The 15,441-nt window shown below is 71.3% G+C and carries 13 protein-coding genes and 2 pseudogenes; 1 reads left to right on the forward strand and 14 read right to left on the reverse strand.

Translation table 11 applies throughout. The features are described from left to right. Nucleotides 1-964: 964 nt before the first annotated feature. The 7 genes from STRBO_RS0110140 to STRBO_RS0110175 all read right to left on the reverse strand — a co-directional run bounded on the left by STRBO_RS0110140 (nt 965) and on the right by STRBO_RS0110175 (nt 8,193). Complete coding sequence (locus STRBO_RS0110140) at nt 965-1,840, reverse strand: helix-turn-helix transcriptional regulator (RefSeq protein WP_005481676.1); 876 nt, start codon at nt 1,838-1,840, stop codon at nt 965-967. A gap of 416 nt (nt 1,841-2,256) precedes the next feature. Further along, nucleotides 2,257-3,006 carry an SDR family oxidoreductase gene (locus STRBO_RS0110150; RefSeq protein WP_020114146.1) on the reverse strand — a complete coding sequence of 250 codons (750 nt, stop codon included), beginning with the start codon at nt 3,004-3,006 and terminating at the stop codon, nt 2,257-2,259. 186 nt (nt 3,007-3,192) lie between these two features. Further along, a complete protein-coding gene (locus STRBO_RS0110155) occupies nt 3,193-3,570 on the reverse strand; it encodes an STAS domain-containing protein (protein WP_005481681.1) in 378 nt (125 codons plus the stop codon). A gap of 317 nt (nt 3,571-3,887) precedes the next feature. After that, nucleotides 3,888-4,844, reverse strand: a complete 957-nt coding sequence (locus tag STRBO_RS0110160; protein ID WP_005481683.1) for a sensor histidine kinase — start codon at nt 4,842-4,844, stop codon at nt 3,888-3,890. Beyond that, nucleotides 4,841-5,623, reverse strand: a complete 783-nt coding sequence (locus STRBO_RS0110165; protein ID WP_005481685.1) for an MEDS domain-containing protein — start codon at nt 5,621-5,623, stop codon at nt 4,841-4,843. The genes STRBO_RS0110160 and STRBO_RS0110165 overlap by 4 nt, the downstream gene beginning before the upstream one ends. A gap of 511 nt (nt 5,624-6,134) precedes the next feature. Beyond that, nucleotides 6,135-6,866, reverse strand: coding sequence for a GAF and ANTAR domain-containing protein (locus STRBO_RS0110170; RefSeq protein ID WP_425336020.1), 732 nt, complete (start codon nt 6,864-6,866; stop codon nt 6,135-6,137). A gap of 601 nt (nt 6,867-7,467) precedes the next feature. After that, nucleotides 7,468-8,193 carry a GAF and ANTAR domain-containing protein gene (locus STRBO_RS0110175; RefSeq protein WP_005481689.1) on the reverse strand — a complete coding sequence of 242 codons (726 nt, stop codon included), beginning with the start codon at nt 8,191-8,193 and terminating at the stop codon, nt 7,468-7,470. A 168-nt stretch (nt 8,194-8,361) separates the two neighbouring features. Here STRBO_RS0110175 and STRBO_RS41495 point away from each other — a divergent pair. Continuing rightward, nucleotides 8,362-8,829: pseudogene (locus STRBO_RS41495) on the forward strand (SDR family oxidoreductase); the annotation flags it as partial. A gap of 3 nt (nt 8,830-8,832) precedes the next feature. Here the strand turns inward: STRBO_RS41495 and STRBO_RS0110180 are convergent. The 7 genes and pseudogenes from STRBO_RS0110180 to STRBO_RS0110205 all read right to left on the reverse strand — a co-directional run. After that, nucleotides 8,833-8,979, reverse strand: a pseudogene (locus STRBO_RS0110180) (CBS domain-containing protein); the annotation flags it as partial. A gap of 163 nt (nt 8,980-9,142) precedes the next feature. Beyond that, on the reverse strand, nt 9,143-9,373 hold the full coding sequence (locus tag STRBO_RS43430; protein ID WP_005481694.1) for a hypothetical protein: 231 nt from the start codon (nt 9,371-9,373) through the stop codon (nt 9,143-9,145). A 108-nt stretch (nt 9,374-9,481) separates the two neighbouring features. Then, nucleotides 9,482-10,690, reverse strand: a complete 1,209-nt coding sequence (locus STRBO_RS0110185; RefSeq protein ID WP_005481695.1) for a metal-dependent hydrolase family protein — start codon at nt 10,688-10,690, stop codon at nt 9,482-9,484. A gap of 138 nt (nt 10,691-10,828) precedes the next feature. Further along, nucleotides 10,829-11,650 carry an SDR family NAD(P)-dependent oxidoreductase gene (locus STRBO_RS0110190; protein WP_005481696.1) on the reverse strand — a complete coding sequence of 274 codons (822 nt, stop codon included), beginning with the start codon at nt 11,648-11,650 and terminating at the stop codon, nt 10,829-10,831. Nucleotides 11,651-11,704: 54 nt separating this feature from the next. Then, a complete protein-coding gene (locus STRBO_RS0110195; RefSeq protein WP_005481697.1) occupies nt 11,705-13,399 on the reverse strand; it encodes an FAD-dependent monooxygenase in 1,695 nt (564 codons plus the stop codon). 19 nt (nt 13,400-13,418) lie between these two features. Further along, complete coding sequence (locus tag STRBO_RS0110200) at nt 13,419-14,396, reverse strand: quinone oxidoreductase family protein (RefSeq protein ID WP_005481698.1); 978 nt, start codon at nt 14,394-14,396, stop codon at nt 13,419-13,421. Nucleotides 14,397-14,461: 65 nt separating this feature from the next. Further along, nucleotides 14,462-15,382, reverse strand: a complete 921-nt coding sequence (locus STRBO_RS0110205; RefSeq protein ID WP_005481699.1) for a zinc-binding dehydrogenase — start codon at nt 15,380-15,382, stop codon at nt 14,462-14,464. Between the last annotated feature and the right edge of the window lie 59 nt (nt 15,383-15,441).

The raw sequence follows: 15,441 nt of genomic DNA on the forward strand, positions 1-15,441 counted from the left end.
GAGCGGGAGCGGGCTCTGCAGGTGAGCTGGTCGTGGCAGCCTGTTCCGCCCGAAGAGGAGGGATGGACTGTGGGTCATGACGCTCGTTTGACGCTCTGGGAGCCCGCACGCGGGACAGTGAGCCGAGAAACCGGCTCTGACCTGGGAGTTTCCGAGACTCGCCCAGACCAACATCTTTCCGATGACGGACCATGTGGAGTGCGTGGCGATTTTGGAGCCTGCTGCAAAGGGGCTCTGACCTGCGGTTTTCCCAGGTTGCTCAGGCATGCCCGGGTGCGCTCGACATGTTGGGACGCATTCACCTCGATCCGTGGCGGTGTAAGGGCAAGCGTCCTGACGCTCATGTGACGCTGGTTCAGACGCGGCGTCAGGTGGTCCCTGGGCGTTGACCGGGCGCCGGCCACGGCCTGCCCGGTGGTGGAGTCAGGGTGATGCCTCCCTGCCCAGGGGCCGGCGCGCCGAGGGCGCGGTGAGACCGCCACCCACGTCACCGAGGAGCTTCCGGGCTGCTGCGTGGAGCGCGGCAGTTCCAGGTCCTGTTCGCTGACCCTGCGGTGTCCGTGGGTGTGGTGAGCACCGCTTCGGCCGCGGTGACCTGGATGCGTGCCCAGGTGCGCGGACCGTGCGGACTGAACGCCTCGGGGGCGGCGGGGATCGTCATCGGCCGGGGTGCGTCCAGGAGCGTCAGGACGGCATGTGCCGGGGCGAGCCGCGGAGGCCGGTGAAGGCTGGGGCCCGGGTGAGGAACGGTTCGACATCCAACAGTCCGGCCGGGTCGTCGGTCCAGGAGGGTCGCCAGGAGCGTGCGTCGACCACATCGATCTCCCGCCCTCCGCTTCTCCCAGGCGCTCCCCGCTGCCGTTCGGCGTCACTCCGACGTACACCGGTTGCGGCACACGCCCTCAACTGGCTGCAGGGCATGGCCTCGATCCACCGGCCGTGTCCAGGCGGCGGCCCGTCGCCGTCAGCTGACGGGGAGGAGCCTGGGCGGCCCGGGGGGCAGGGACTGCGGTCGCCGTTGGTTTCCGACGACGGAGAGCAGTTCGAGTTTGCTGTGGCTCTCCGTGCCGGGGCGGGTGGTCAGTACCACCAGGGTCTGGGCTCGGTTCTCGGTGTACAGGAGCTGGGCGTCGACGTCGATGCGGCCGAGTTCGGGATGGAGGATGGTCTTGCAGTCGCCGTAGCGGGCGACCTCCTGAAGTTCCCACATGCGGACGAACTCGGGGCTGCGTGCCTGGAGTTCGGCGAGGATCCGGGCGGCTCGGGGGGTGTCGCTGCCGGCCGTCAGCGCGGCCCGCAGGCGTGCTGCCTGGGCGCGGCCGTGGCGTTCGTGGGTCTCCTCGGGATACACCAGACGTTCGGCCGGGTCCATGAACCAGCGGTAGTAGCCGCTCCTGGCCAGACCGGTGTGACGGGTCTGGTCACCGAGCAGGGCGACGGCCAAGGGGTTCATCGCGAGGGTGTCGACCAGGTCGGTCGTCACCAGGGCCGGGGAGTCTTCGAGGCGGTCCAGGACCCGCATCAGCGTCGGGCTGACGTGTTCGGAGCGGTGGAAGCGGGCCGGGGCGTGGTGTCCGATGAGGACGAAGAGATGGTCGCGTTCGTCCAGGGTCAGCCGCAGCGCCCGGGCGAGCGCCGTGGTGATCTGGACGGAGGGCTGCGGCGCCCGCTGCTGTTCCAGGCGGGCGTAGTAGTCGGTGGACATGCCGGCGAGCTGCGCGACCTCCTCGCGGCGCAGCCCCTGCGTACGCCTGCGCGCCCCCTCGACCAGCCCGACGTCGCGGGGCCGCAGCGTCTCACGGCGGTGGCGCAGGAATGCCGCCAGTTCCTTCTTGTCCATGCCCCCATCTTCGCCGCATCCCGCCCGGCTATCCAGGGACCGCCGATCCATGGCTGAGCAGTTCTCTCCCACCCGCGCACGAAGCCGCTCGCACGGCCGACGCCGAGGGCGCTCGCGGCGAGGCGTCCCGACGGTGACCTGACCCGCATGACCCGCCGGGAATGCGCCGGCTGTCGGCGGTGCGCCGCAAGGTGCCGGCAGGGAAGACGGCCCGCGGCGCCGGTCCTCCGCCGAGGACGCCCGACGCTGTGGACCGGCGCCGGGCCTCGTCGCCCGGCCCGGCACGTCTGAGACGACGGTGTTCGCCGTGTCGAACGGGCGCTCGCCCGCCCCCGCCACTCAGGACGGAGCCGGGCGTCTCCAGCGTGACGACCGGGGCGCAGCCGAAGGCGTCCTGACCTGGCATGACGAGTCGGTCAGCCGCCGCTGATCATGGCGAGGACGTCGTCGTAGGAGCCGTTCGCCACCGCGTCGCGGATGAACCTGGCGCGCTCGACGACCACCTCCTTCGCGTCGGGCTGCTCGCGCAGCAGGTCGAGGGCTTCGGTGAGGAAGTCGTCCAACGGCATGGACTGCTCGCTGTCCTGCTGGCCCAGCAGGGTGGTGCGCACGCCCGGCGGGACCACCTCGATCACCTGGACGCCGGCGTCAGCACCGGCGAGCTGGATGCGCAGGCTCTCGGAGAAGGAGTGCAGCGCGGCCTTGGTCGCGCTGTAGGTCGGGGTGCTCTTGAACGGTACGAACGCCAGCGCGGAGGTGACGTTCATGACGGCCGCGTCGTCCTTGCCCATCAGCAGGGGCAGGAAGGCGTACGTCATCCGGATCGTGCCGAGCAGGTTGACCGTGACGTGATCCTCGGCGACCCGGAGTCCGGCCGGGTCGAGGAGGTTCTCCAGCATCATGATGCCCGCGTTGTTGACCAGGACGTTCAGCCCCGGGTGGCTCGCCGCCACGCTCTCACGGGCCCGGGCGATCGAGTCGGGGTCCGCGACATCGAGGACGAGCGCGCCGATGCCCGGGTGCTCGGCCGTGATGTCGTCGAGAAGTTCCTTGCGCCGGCCGGCGACGATCACCTCGTTGCCGGCCTCGTGCAGCCGCAGGGCCAGGCCGAGGCCGATGCCCGAGGTTCCGCCGGTGATCAGGATCGTGTTGCCGGTCATCTTCATGGAGGTCTTGCTCCTTCGGTACGGCGGGCCGGTGAGCGCCCGCAGCCTCGACCGTAAGAGCGTCCGCACAAGGGCGGGAGAGGACGGCTTATCCATGGATCGGCGGTCTCTGCCTCGTGAGGAGAACGCCGGCCGTCGGGCCGGGTCCTTACGCGGCGGCGATGATCGGTGCAGGCACCAGGATCGTCAGACACAGCCGGACGACTCGGACGTTCCGGCACGCTCGCCCGCGACACGAGCGGGGAGGGCCGCGCGCACCGTGGGGGAGAGGGGGAACAGCGAGTCGAGGCCGAGAAGGCGCCACACCTGGTGGTAGTGGGCGTTGAGAGCGGCGACGCGCAGAGTGCCGGCCCGGTCGCTGAGTACACGCCACAGCTTGATGATCATGCTGATGCCTGAGGAGTCGAGATAATCCACTTGGGAGGCGTCCAGCACCAGGGTGGCACATCCCTGACCGACCAGGTCCTCGCACAGTGCGCCGACGAGCGCGGCGTTGTCGTAGTCGACCTGCTTCGGCAACTGGGCCACCGCTGTGTCCCCGTCCTGCATTCGCACGATGACCATGGAATAGGTACTCCCGACTTGTCCTCGCTGTTTCCGCCGTGCTGTGCCAAAGCGTAATTGCACGTTTTCCCGCAACTTCGCCACCTACTCCGCGAGGGGATCGTGCTCGGGGGGCGGCGGATGTTCGAACTGCGCCCGGCCGGCGGCTGACGCCCCGCGTCAGGGCCGAGAGGGGCGCATGCAGACCGGGGCCCCTGCTGACGAGCGTCCAGGGCAGACGGATGTGCCGCTTCCCGGCCGTTGATTCGCGTCCAGCCCGGCACGGCCGGCCTCCCGCGTGCCTTGGATGCCCTCCCGAGGGAGTCGACAGCGTGGGCTCACTCGGGCAGTTCGGTGTGGAGGCGCACCGTTGTTCCCTCGTCCGGTGTGGAGCGGATCTCGACAAGATCCGCGAGCTGGTGGACGAGCCACAGTCCGCGTCCGCCGACCTGCCCGGGGTGCGGCCGTGTATGCCCGATCAGGGGGTTCTCGATGTAGCCGGCGTCGCGGAACTCGCATACGAGGCGGTCGCCCTCGCTCCACGTGCGCAGCACCCCCTGTCCGCCGCCGTGCCGGATACTGTTGGTGGCCACCTCGGTGGCGGCCAGATGCAGCTCGCGCAGGCGCCTGCCGGCCAAGCCGTGCTCCTCGGCGCACGCGGCGATCTTTTCCCGCAGGGCGGGCAGGTCACCGGTGGTGTAGGTGAATTCGTCGTACGGATCGCAAGGGTGGGTGAGCGGGACGAACGCGTACGGTACCTGCGGGTCGTAGTCCTCGCAGGGCATCGTCCGGCCGTCCCTGCGCAGTTCGGGGTGGCACCGGGCCATCTTCTGCAGACCGGCCTCGTCGTGAGCGATGTCGTAGGGACACAGCAGCCACCAGGCCGGCCCCTGGGCGAAAGCTCGGTTGAGCAGCCACTCGTGGTAGCGCAGTTCCTCGGCCTCCGCAGGGCTGCGGACCTGGTCCCAGGGCGACTCGCCGATCCCGCGGACCGGCCGCCCCTGCGCGACGTGTTCCCTGATCCATTCCTGCCAGGCGTCGATGAGTCGTCCCGGACGACGCGCCACCCGGCTCGTGTCGACGAAGCGCACAGCCTCGTTCTCGCGGATCTCGGCGCGCAGCAGGGACGCCTTGTCCTGCGGGACAGCCACCACGACGGCCTCGCCCCCCTCGAGCGCGTCCCGGATGAAACCCAGTGTGCCGTGGACGAACTCGTCCCCGCCGGTGTACGGGTACAGCTCGTGCCGGTACCCCGTGCCCGGGGTGGCGGGGGCAGGCTCAAGCGAGGCGGTCATGGTGCCATCACCACCGGAATGTCGGGGATCGCGAAGCCAGACAACTCCCAGGCGAGCCGCACGGTCTCGTTGGCACCTTCCATGATCACCTTACGGTCCGGAAGGTACCTGGCGGCATCGGCCAAGGCGCTCATCCCGGCGGCGTCGAAGAACTCCAGGGCATGGCACAGCAGGCGCACCGTCGCCGTCTGGGCGACGAGCGAGCACAGGATGGTGCCGAAAAGCGCCGCGCCGTCGCTGTCGACGATCCCGTCCACCGCCCATCCCTTCCGTCCCGCCCGGTACACCTGGAACGCGGGTGAGGCTGCACGGCTGCCCAGATGATGCGGATGCACGCAACCGAGCTGCCGCAGCGTGGACAGGTCCCAGCCGACACCGCTGTAGGCACAGACCACCAGGGCGCCGGTATCGGCCGCGAACTCCTCGAGATCGAGTTCGCTGCGCAACAGTTCCCTCGCCTGCTCCGCATGGCAGCTGGGCCGGACATGGTGCAGCACCCGAAGCGAGCGGAATCCCTCACGGTCGGCATAGGCCGCCTCGCGACGCACCGCGGCGAGAAGAGAGCCGTCCAGTCGGCCAGGGTCGAGTACGAGCTGAGCGAACTCGGTCCCCGCCTGGAAAGCGGCCCCGACGATCACCACCTTGTCACCGTGCAACGCGCCGTCGGCGACGAAGGCCCGGCTGCGGTCGATGACGTCGTCCATGCGGTCCAGCACCTGGCAGACGTGGTCACCGGTGTCGACCTCGTCCAGGGTTGTCAGAGTGCGCGGCGCTCTCACTGCTCCTCCCTCGCTTCCTCACCTCACCTTACTGACACCGGTGCCGCCCTACTCCGCCAGCCCTTCGAGGACGTGGTACGCGACCGCTCGGCCTCGGACAGCGGAGCCGTCGACGCTGCCACGAGCTGGGTGGGCACAGAGCCGTGGATGTCCGATCGACCGGCCATAGAGCGCGGACGCCGGACCGGCGACCAGGAAGGGAACGGGGCGTGAGGGTCCGCAAGTCAGCCAGGTGCTCGACGCCCGTACCGCCGGGGGAGACGATCGCCCTGGCACTGAGGGACGTACAGGCCGGGGATGCACCCGTCCGGCCGGGGGCCCCGGGCGGGCGGATGCACTGCAGCCATGCTCTCGCGAGCGCGGACGGCCATCGCCTGGCTTCCTAAGCGACCCCTCGCGAGGCAGAAGCTGTGTCGGCGTGCCGTCACGGTTGCGTCTCACGTACTTCCACGGTCTCACCACAATCACCGCCCGTACAGGGCGGACAGCAGGGACTTTCCGGCTGCGAACGTCACGGCCGGGGTCGCAGCGGCGGCCGGGGAGCGGGAGGCCCGCCGGCAAGACCGGTGACCAGACGCGTGCAGACGTCCCGGAGCTTGAGATTGGTTTCCTGGGAGAGCCGGCGGAGCAGGTCGAAAGCCTCTTCCGCGGTGCAGTGCCGCCGTTGCATCACGCTGCCGATGGCCTGGTCGATGACGCTGCGCGAGGCGAGCGCCGTCTGCAGGTCGCGGCTGAAGTCCTCCGCGTCGGCCAGCCGCTGCGCCAGCGCGAGCCCGCCACCTGCCTGCGCGGCGAGCAGCGCGAGCCTGCCTCGGTCGTCCTCCGTGAACGCGTCCTGGCCGGCGGCATAGAAATTGAGGGCCCCTGCGGTATGGGTGCGGGCGGGTATCGGCAGGGACAGCGAGGAGCGGATACCCATGTCGGCCGCGAACCCTGGGAAGGACTCCCACCGGGCCTCACCCAGCATGTCCGGCACATACACGCTGCCCCCGCTGCGCAGACAGTGAAGGCACGGGCCGTCGTCCAGTCCGTACTGTTTCTCGTCCAGCTTTTCCGCCACCCCACCGGTGCTGACCACGGTCAGCGGCCGGTGCCGCCGTTGCACGGTCACGCCGCAGCCGTCCGCGGCCGAGGCGCTGACGGCGTCGTCCACCAAGTGCTGCAGGAACTCCCGAAGGGAAGTGGTCTCCAAGAGCCAGTCGATCATGTCGAGTACATGTCGATCGCGATCGGGCCGGTCCACCGCCCGCCACCTCCCATTGTTGTGACAGCCGTTTCCGTTCCACTCGCACAGCCGTTTCCGCTCCACTCGCACGGATACCCACTGCACCCGGCTTCCTGACACCCCCCTGTGCTGTACACCGACGGTCTGGTCGAGCACCGAGGCGAGGACCTCGACATCGGCCTCGCACGCATGATTACGGCCCTGGCCCAGGACCCACCCTCGCCCCCGAGCAGCCGGCCGACGCGCTGCCGCGCCGTCTCTCGGCGTCGCCGACGGAGGCCCCGATGACATCCCCTCGTCATCATCCGCCTCTGAACTGTGCACCGCCCTTCGAGGGCCCACGGGGCTGTCTGCACGGGGATGAGAAACGGGCGATCTCAGCGACCAGGAGAGGCACGCGCGTCGTGTCGAGGCCGATCTGCCAGGCGCCCTCGGTGACACCATCGCCAAGTCCCCTGACTCGGGAGGGTTGTGCCATCGTGCTCGCTGCTGCTGAGAGGCAGGTGCAGGACAAGGGTGGCGGTGTGGGCCAGTCATGCGCGAAAACGAACATGAGCCGCTGCTGTCCCCCAAGGGGGCGGCGAGCAGTGTCACACGGGGAGATCGGCGCTCCATCGCTTCATGGCCGGGGGCGCAGGTCAGGGCCGGCGGGGGGTTGCCCGGTGAGGTTGGTGATCAGTTCGGCGCACAGGTCGCGGAGTTTGATGTTGCGGTGCTGGGAAGCGGAGCGCAGGATGTCGAAGGCGTCGTCGGCGGTGCAGCGGCGTTGGCCCATGATCACCCCGAGGGCCTGGTCAATGACGCCACGGGAGTGCATCGCCGTCTGCATCTGCTCGGCGAACTCCTGCGCGTCGGCGATGCGCTGGGCCAGAGCGATGGCGCCGGTGGCCTGCGCGGCCAGTGAGCGCAGCGCGCTGAGATCGGCGTCCTTGAAGGCGTGGGGCGGGCCCGCGTAGAGGTTCAGGGCGCCGGTGGTGTGGGTGCGGGCGGAGATCGGCAGGGAGAACGAGGAGCGGATCCCGCAGGCCGCGGCGTAGGCCGGGTAATTGCCCCAGCGGGTCTCCCTGAGCATGTCCTCGACGACGACCTCTTCGCCGGTGCGGGCGGACCGAAGGCACGGGCCGTCGTCCTGGCCGTACTGTTTCTCGTCCAGCTTCAGCGCCGGCGGACCCGCGCTGGCCACGGTCAGAGGCCGGTGATCGCGTTCGATCGTGACCCCGGCGCCCTCGGCGCGGGTCAGTTCCAGAGCCGCGTCGGCCAGAGACTGCAGGAAGCCCTCCAGTGACTCGGTCTCCAGCAGCCACTGCATGACGGAAGCACTGTCGTGCGTGTCGTCGGAACTCACCGGTAATCCTTCGTGAGGCCGTCGGCCCCGTGTTAGGTGCCATGATCACCGGGGCGACGGAGCCCAGTCTCCGAAGGAACATCTCCAGCGCGGGCGGCCACCATCTCATCGCCGGCACATCAGCCGACGCGGCAGGGCCTCTCCCGATCCACCCTACAGACCAGGTCCCGGCGTGCCGCCCGCCGCATGATCGCTCAGGGTGACGGTGGCCGGATCGTTCACGAGCGTCCACGAACACCAGCCGCGCGTGGGCGCGGCGCCGTACTGCGCGGCCAGGGGCGGCCTCGGGCTGGTCACCCAGTCATGGGGCTCGACCGGCCGAACACGGGATCACCGTCAGCGCCGTCGCCCCCGGGGAGATCACCCCGCCGATGACGGGCCAGGGGGACGGCGACGCCGACACCGAGCGGCGTGCCGGCACACCAGTGGGACGGCCCGGGGACGCCCGCCAGGTCGCGGCTGTCATCGCGTTCCTCGCGGGGGCCGACGCCTCCTTGAGTCACGGGCGCCTCCTGAGCGGTCGACGGGGGCATGCTGCGCTTGGGCCCGCCAGCCGGCAGCCACCTGCCCGACGGCGCCCGGCGCCGTCCCCGACCGGGAGATCCGTCCCGGCTCGTCGGAGCTTGCGGGCCCTGAGCGTCACCGGTTGGGCCGCGCGACGCTGATGTCGCCGAGAGCGGACTCCGAGTCACGCTCCATGGCCAGGTCACCGATGGAGACGATGCCCACGGGGTGCCGGCCTTCGTCGACCACGGGCACCCGGCGGACGGAATGCTCACGTATGACGTCACGTTCGCGGCCGGCCGCGCTCAACGGAGCCCCTTACGGCCCCGAGGCACGCCGCTACGGCCGGGGTCCTCGCTGACGAGCTCCAGTTCGGTCGGCTGCCGCTTCGGCAGGTGGTGACGCCCGTTTGACGCTCCTCAGGACTCCCGTCCCGGAGCGCGGGTCAACCGCGGGAGGCGACTCGTCGCGCTCCGATGCCGAGCGCACGGGCGTACGGCGAGGAGTCATGGGGCGGGGACGGGGACGGCCCGGGATCCGGGGGCAGCCCCATGAGGCGGGCGGCGGCCGACGCGGCGTCCTGGGCGAACAGGGCGCAGGCCAGCCGGAGGGCGAGGTGCTCCCGGGAAGGGGCCGGTGATGTCCGGGGCGTGAGTCGTTCGGGTTCACCATGCATGGGGGAAGCGTCGCCGGTGGCGGTGGAGAGGCGCCGGAGAGCGGCTCCAGGCTCGGGTACGGCACGGCACGGCTCGGGCCTCTCACGATGTTCGAGGGCCGCCCTCGCTCACTGCACCGACTCGTCGGGGCAGGGTGGCCGGGACGGTGAGCGGATGGCCTGCCCCCTGGCGACGACGAGGCGAAGGTCCCGTAGGGCCGACACGTCGTGCAGCGGGTCGCCCTCGACCGCGATGAGGTCGGCCCGCAGGCCGAGTGCGATCCTGCCGGTCAGGGTCTCGACCCGCAGGGCGCGGGCCGCACGGGACGTGGCGGCCTCCAGTATCTCCGCGGGCGGCAGACCGAGCCGGGCCATCCCTATCAGGCCCTGGACGTAGGCGTGGTGCGGTGCGCCGTCGGTGCCCGCGTCGGTGCCCGCGACGATGGGGACGCCCTGCCGGTACAGCGTCGGCAGGGCGGGCAGCGGGCCGGGGGCGAGCCGGTCCCAGCGTTCGGTGAAGCGCTCGCTGATGGTGGGACACACGTGAACACCGCTGGCGGCGAGCCGGCGTACGAGGGCGGGATCCGGGGCGATCGCGCCGGACGGGTCGAGGAAGCTGCAGTGTTCGATGGTGTGCACCCCGGCCCTCAAGGACGCCGCTATTCCCGCCGTGCCGTGCGCGTGCGCGGCGACGGGGACACCCGCCCGCGCCGCCTCGTCGACGACGGCCGCGAGCTCCCGGTCCGTGAACTGCCCCTCGGACAAGGCCGAACCCCGCGTGAGTGCTCCGCCGGTGGCCATGACCTTGATGAGGTCGACACCGGCTCCGGTCTGTTCCCGTACCGCCTGCCGCAGCGCCTGTTCACCGACGTGGGCACCGCCCATGAACCAGCAGTGTCCGTCCGGTACGGTCAGCGGCGCTCCCGACACGACCAGTGCCGGCCCGGGAGCGAGGCCCGAGCGGACGGCGTCGCGGACGCGTACACCGAGACTCCCGGGTGCGCCGAGGTCCCGGGCGGTGGTCACGCCCGCGGACAGCAACGCGCCCGCGTTGCGCAGCATCAGCGCGTACAGCTCCGCGGGTGAGGCCGACCGCATCCGGTCCATGGCGCCGGGCGCGCCGTCCAGTGCCAGATGGACATGGCTGTCGATGAGCCCGGGCAGCAGCGTGAGCGGACCGAGATCCACATGCTCACTCCGCCGACGCAGCCGCCACGGCACCTCGTGGGAGGGTCCCACCCAGCGGATCAGCTCCCCGTCCACGAGCACTCCGCCGTACCGGATGCATCTGCCGCGATCACCGGTGATCAGCCGGTCCGCCGTGTAGTACCTGATCATGGATTCTCGTCTCTGCCGGGGGCGCGCACCGGCATCCGGAGACCGCGCCCAGGATGTCGGGGGGCGGGCGCTCCTGGACTGGGGGCTCATGGGCCGGGGGCGGGACCGAGGTCCCGCCCCCGGCCCGGCCGGCCACCGTCAGTAGTTGCCCAGACCACCGCACACGTTCATGGCCTGAGCCGTGATGGAGGCGGCGAGGTCGTCGGCGAGGTAGCCGACGAGGCCCGCGACCTCCTCCGGGGTCGAGTAACGGCCGAGAGGGATCTTCGCCTGGAACTTCGTCAGCACCTCGTCCTCCGTGGTGCCCCAGTGCGCCGCGTAGCCCTGACGTACCCGGGCCGCCATCGGCGTCTCCACATAGCCGGGGCACACGGCGTTCACGGTGATGCCGGACTGGGCGAGTTCCTTGCCGAGTGCCTTCGTGAAGCCGATGACGCCGTGCTTCGACGCGGAGTACGGGGCGGCCAGTTCGACGCCCTGCTTGCCGCCGGTGGAGGCGATGTTGATGATGCGGCCGTGGCCGCGTGCCAGCATGCCACCCTGCGACAGCACCTCGCGGGTGATGCGGAAGACGCTGTTGAGATTGGTCTCGATGACCGCCTCCCACAGCTCGTCGGGGAGTTCGGCGGTCACCCCGCCCCCGCCGCGCCCCGCGTTGTTGACAAGGACGTGGAGGGGTCCGAAGCGGTCCACCGCGGAGCGGACCAGGCGCTGGACGTCCGGCTTCGACGTGACGTCGGCGGCGACTCCGTCCGCCTCGAAGCCGCGGCCGCGCAGCTTGTCCACGACGGTGGCGACCGTCTCACCGTCCCGGCCGCACAGGAACACCGCATGCCCCCGCTCGGCGAGCAGTTCGGCGACGGCGAGGCCGATGCCGCTCGTGCTCCCGGTGACCAGGGCCACCCGCCGCTGTCCGGCCTTCGCGTTCTCCTGCTGAGAGGCTGCTTGTGCCACTGCCATTGCGGATCCTTTCGCCATGACGTTCGGGGAGGTGCGGGATGCCCTGCGGGCTGTTCAGTGCGCGGGCCGGTGCAGCACGTGCCGCAGGGCGCGTTCGATCTCGGCGGCCGGGTCCGGATGCGTCCCGGTGCACCGCCACGCCACGAACCGGTCGGGCCGCACCAGCGCGGCCCCGTCGGCACCGATGCCGTACGCGGTGGAGAACGCTCCTTCCGCATCGAGCAGTTCGGAGCCGGGACCGACCCGGTGCACCTGGACGGCGACGCCGAGCGCGTCCGCCGAGGCGAGTGCGCCCTCGGCCCACGCGGCGCCGTCCGGTCCGGTGAGCAGCACGAACGCGTGACCGAAGAGGGCGGTCGTCGAGGTGGCGGAGCCGTCCCTCCGGGTGAGAGGGACGTACGGGGCGTGGGAGCCGGGCCGGCCGGTGGGCCGGGACGGGTCCTCGAACAGTTCGCCGTCGTCGTCAGGTTCGAGGAGTACGGCCCCCTTGGGAAAGCGGTAGCCGAACGCGACGACCGGTGGCGGCAACGCCACGGCCAGCGACTCGTCCGCGAGCTCGGGCGAGATGCGGTCCACCAGGTTCGCGAACTGCTGCTCCACCAACTCCTCGGCGTACGGACGGCGTTCGGCGTCGTGACTGTCGAGCAGAGTCTCGCCCGCCGTCCCCCGCAGCACGGCCGCGAGCTTCCAGCCCAGGTACAGCCCGTCCAGATAGGCGGTGTTGCCGCCCATACCGCCGGTCGGCGGCATCACGTGCGCGGCGTCGCCCACGAGCAGTGCACGGCCCTCGCGGAAGCGTTCGGCGACCCCGCAGGAGATCTCCGTCTCGCTGATCTCCTCGATCTTCAGCGGGATGTCCGGGATGCCGAGGTCGGAGCGGATCTGCGCGGCGACGGTGTCCTCGTTCGTCCACCAGCCGTCCGGCAGTTCGGGCGTGAGGTTGCGGAAGTACCCGTACAGCCCTGGGATCTCGGTGTTGAACAGGACCGCGCGGCCCACATGCAGCGCGGTGAACCGGCGGCCGTCCGCCGCGCCGTCCGTGTGCGACAGGGGCTCGCTCAGATCGGCCTCGAACAGGACGCGCAGCACCTTCCCGACCGTGCCCCGACCGCGCATCTCGATGCCGAGGGACTGGCGGATGCCGCTGCGCCAGCCGTCCGCCACCACCAGGTACCGCGCCCGGATCACCCGTCGCTCGCCGGTCCCGGTGTGCTGGGTGACCGCGGTGACCCCGTCGGCGTCCTGGGTGAGCGATGTCAGCCGGGTCGAGAAGCGCAGCCGCGAGCCGAGTTCCGCCGCCCGGTCGGCGAGCACGCTCTCCACGGCGGACTGGCTCGCGGTGCCCCAGTCCTCCGGGGACACATGGCGCATGCTCAGCTGGTCGCCGCTCATCAGCGTGCGCAGCACCGGACCCGCGAGGGTCTTCGCGACGACCATGTGGAAGTCGCTGCGGTACGCGCGACCGCGCTCCCGCACGGTCCCGGCGGCGCCGGCGATGGCCAGCGCCTCCATCGTGTGCGGGTACTGGCCGGTGGCCTTCACCGCGGTCGAGGTGCCCGGGTGGCGCTCGACCACCAGCGCGGGTACGCCGTGCAGGCCGAGGAAGACGGCCGTGCTGAGGCCGCCGGGGCCGGCTCCGGCGACGAGGACGGGCACGGTTTCGTCGGGCGCGGGCGCGGGCGCGGGCGCGGGCGCGGGTACGGGTGTTGGTGGGGCGGCCGGATCCGGCCGTCGCGCTCTCTGGGTCATGGTGACGGGCTCCCGCGGATCAGGGGACGAGGACGACACGGCCCAGCTGGGTACGGCTCTCGATGACCCGGTGGGCCTCGGCCGCCTCGGTCAGCGGCAGCGTGGTGTGCACGGCGACCCGCAGTCCGCCCGACGTGACCAGCCGGACGAGCTCCGCGCGTGCCTCCGTCACCCGGACCGGGTCCGCCTTCGCCCAGGCGTCGAGCGAGGTGCCCACCACGTACGTGAGACCGAGGAGTTCGGTCATCGCCACTTTCGCGACCTCGCCGTCGGCGCCCGCGAAGCCGTAGTAGACGAGTCTCCCGTACGGCCTGAGCAGCTTCAGCCCGTCCTTGAACACCGCGCCCTCGACGCTGTCGAGGACCACGTCGACGCCCTGCCCGCCGGTGAGTCGGCGGACCTTGTCCGCCCAGTCGGGCTGCCGGTAGTCGACGACGTCGTCGGCGCCGTGCGCGCGGACGAAGTCCGCCTTGGCGGGCGAGCCGACCGTGCCGATCACCCGGCCCGCGCCTCGCGCCTTCGCGAGCTGGGTGACGAGATGGCCGATCGCGCCGGCCGCGGCGTGCACGAGCACCGTGTCGCCCTTCACGACCCGGGCCGCGTCGAGGACGCTCCAGGCGGTCTGCGCGGTGGAACCGAGCGCGGTCGCGGTGGCCGCGTCGAGGTCCGCGGGGACGACGACGAGGCGCTCGGCGTCGACGACGACCTCGTCCGCGTACGCGGCGGGCACGCCGTACGCCACGACCCGGGTGCCGGGCGCGGGGCCCTCGGTGTCCGGACCGAGCGCCTCGACCCGGCCCACCACGTCGCCACCGGGGCGGCCGGGCAGCGGGGAGGGGAACGGGGCGGTGCCGCCGCGCAGTTGTGTCTCGATGAAATTGACACCGACGGCCTCGGTGCGCAGCAACAGCTGACCGGGGCCGGGGGTGGGCACGGGGACGTCCTCGACGCGCAGGACGTCGGGGGAGCCGTGCTCGTCATAGCTGATCAGTCGCATGGGAACCTCGCGGTGCGGTGAGGGAAGTGGGCTTCGCGGGTACGGCGCACTACGGGCGCCCGGGGTCACATGGACAGGACGACCTTGCCGTTGATCTCGCGGGAGTACAGGGCGTCGATCGCGCGCTGCGGGCTGGTCCAGGGCATCAGCAGGCCGGGCTCCGCCACCAGCCTTCCGGCGGCGACCAGCGCGAGCAGGAGAGACAGGTCCGCCGGTACGTCGCGCCGGGTGACCTCATCGAGCAGGAACAGGTACTCGATGCGCACGCCCGGGCGTGCGTGGCCCCAGTCGGCGGGCAGGCGCAGCTCGGCGCGGACCGTGTTGCCGAAGACGGTCGCCACGCCGCCGCGGCGCAGGAGCCGGTAGCCGGTGCTGAACACCTCGCCGCCGACACTGTCGACGAGGATGTCGACGGGGGTGGTGGGAGGCTCGTCGTAGCCGGCGACGACGTCGGCGCCGAAGTCGGCGAGCCCCTTGCCGCGGGCCGGGGAACCGACCCAGGCGATCACCTCGCTGCCGCCCGCGCGGGCCAGTTGTACGGCCACACGGCCGACGCCGCCGCTGGCCCCGGTGACGAGGGTGCGCCTGCCCAGGAGCCAGCCGGCCTTCCTCAGTGCGTAGAGGGCGGTGAGGCCGGCGACGGGGAGGGTGGCCGCGTCGGTGTCGGTGACGCCGTCCGGGATGACCGCCAGGCGGTCGGTGCGCACCGCGGCCAGCTCCGCCCAGGCGCTGTTCTCCGCCAGGCCCGTCACACGGGCGCCCGCGGGTGGGCCGCTGCCGTCGGACGCGGGGCGCAGGACCGTGCCGACGACGTCCAGCCCCAGGGAGGAACCGATCGGACGGCGAACCGCGAGGAGGAGATCGGCCCTGTTCAGGGCCGTCGCATGGACCTCGACCAGTGCCTCGTCCGGACGGGGGCGGGGGTCGAGTACGGACCGCAGCTCGACGGTGAGCGGATCCACGGCGGTGGTGACCAGAGCCTTCAACGTTTTCCTCGCGGGCAGACGGGTGCGGTGGGTTCTCCCAGGTATAGGAGGGAGCGCTG

Origin of the sequence: Streptomyces bottropensis ATCC 25435 (assembly GCF_000383595.1) — a bacterium.
In the GTDB taxonomy this organism is placed as follows: Bacteria; Actinomycetota; Actinomycetes; order Streptomycetales; family Streptomycetaceae; genus Streptomyces; species Streptomyces bottropensis.

What these genes read in the sequence shown, in the direction of transcription:
- STRBO_RS0110140 (WP_005481676.1), bottom strand. Translation starts at nt 1,840, where the DNA reads ATGGACAAGAAGGAACTGGCGGCATTCCTGCGCCACCGCCGTGAGACG.
- STRBO_RS0110195 (WP_005481697.1), bottom strand. Translation starts at nt 13,399, where the DNA reads ATGACCCAGAGAGCGCGACGGCCGGATCCGGCCGCCCCACCAACACCC.
- STRBO_RS0110155 (WP_005481681.1), bottom strand. Translation starts at nt 3,570, where the DNA reads ATGGTCATCGTGCGAATGCAGGACGGGGACACAGCGGTGGCCCAGTTG.
- STRBO_RS0110200 (WP_005481698.1), bottom strand. Translation starts at nt 14,396, where the DNA reads ATGCGACTGATCAGCTATGACGAGCACGGCTCCCCCGACGTCCTGCGC.
- STRBO_RS43430 (WP_005481694.1), bottom strand. Translation starts at nt 9,373, where the DNA reads ATGCATGGTGAACCCGAACGACTCACGCCCCGGACATCACCGGCCCCT.
- STRBO_RS0110190 (WP_005481696.1), bottom strand. Translation starts at nt 11,650, where the DNA reads ATGGCAGTGGCACAAGCAGCCTCTCAGCAGGAGAACGCGAAGGCCGGA.
- STRBO_RS0110185 (WP_005481695.1), bottom strand. Translation starts at nt 10,690, where the DNA reads ATGATCAGGTACTACACGGCGGACCGGCTGATCACCGGTGATCGCGGC.
- STRBO_RS0110150 (WP_020114146.1), bottom strand. Translation starts at nt 3,006, where the DNA reads ATGAAGATGACCGGCAACACGATCCTGATCACCGGCGGAACCTCGGGC.
- STRBO_RS0110160 (WP_005481683.1), bottom strand. Translation starts at nt 4,844, where the DNA reads ATGACCGCCTCGCTTGAGCCTGCCCCCGCCACCCCGGGCACGGGGTAC.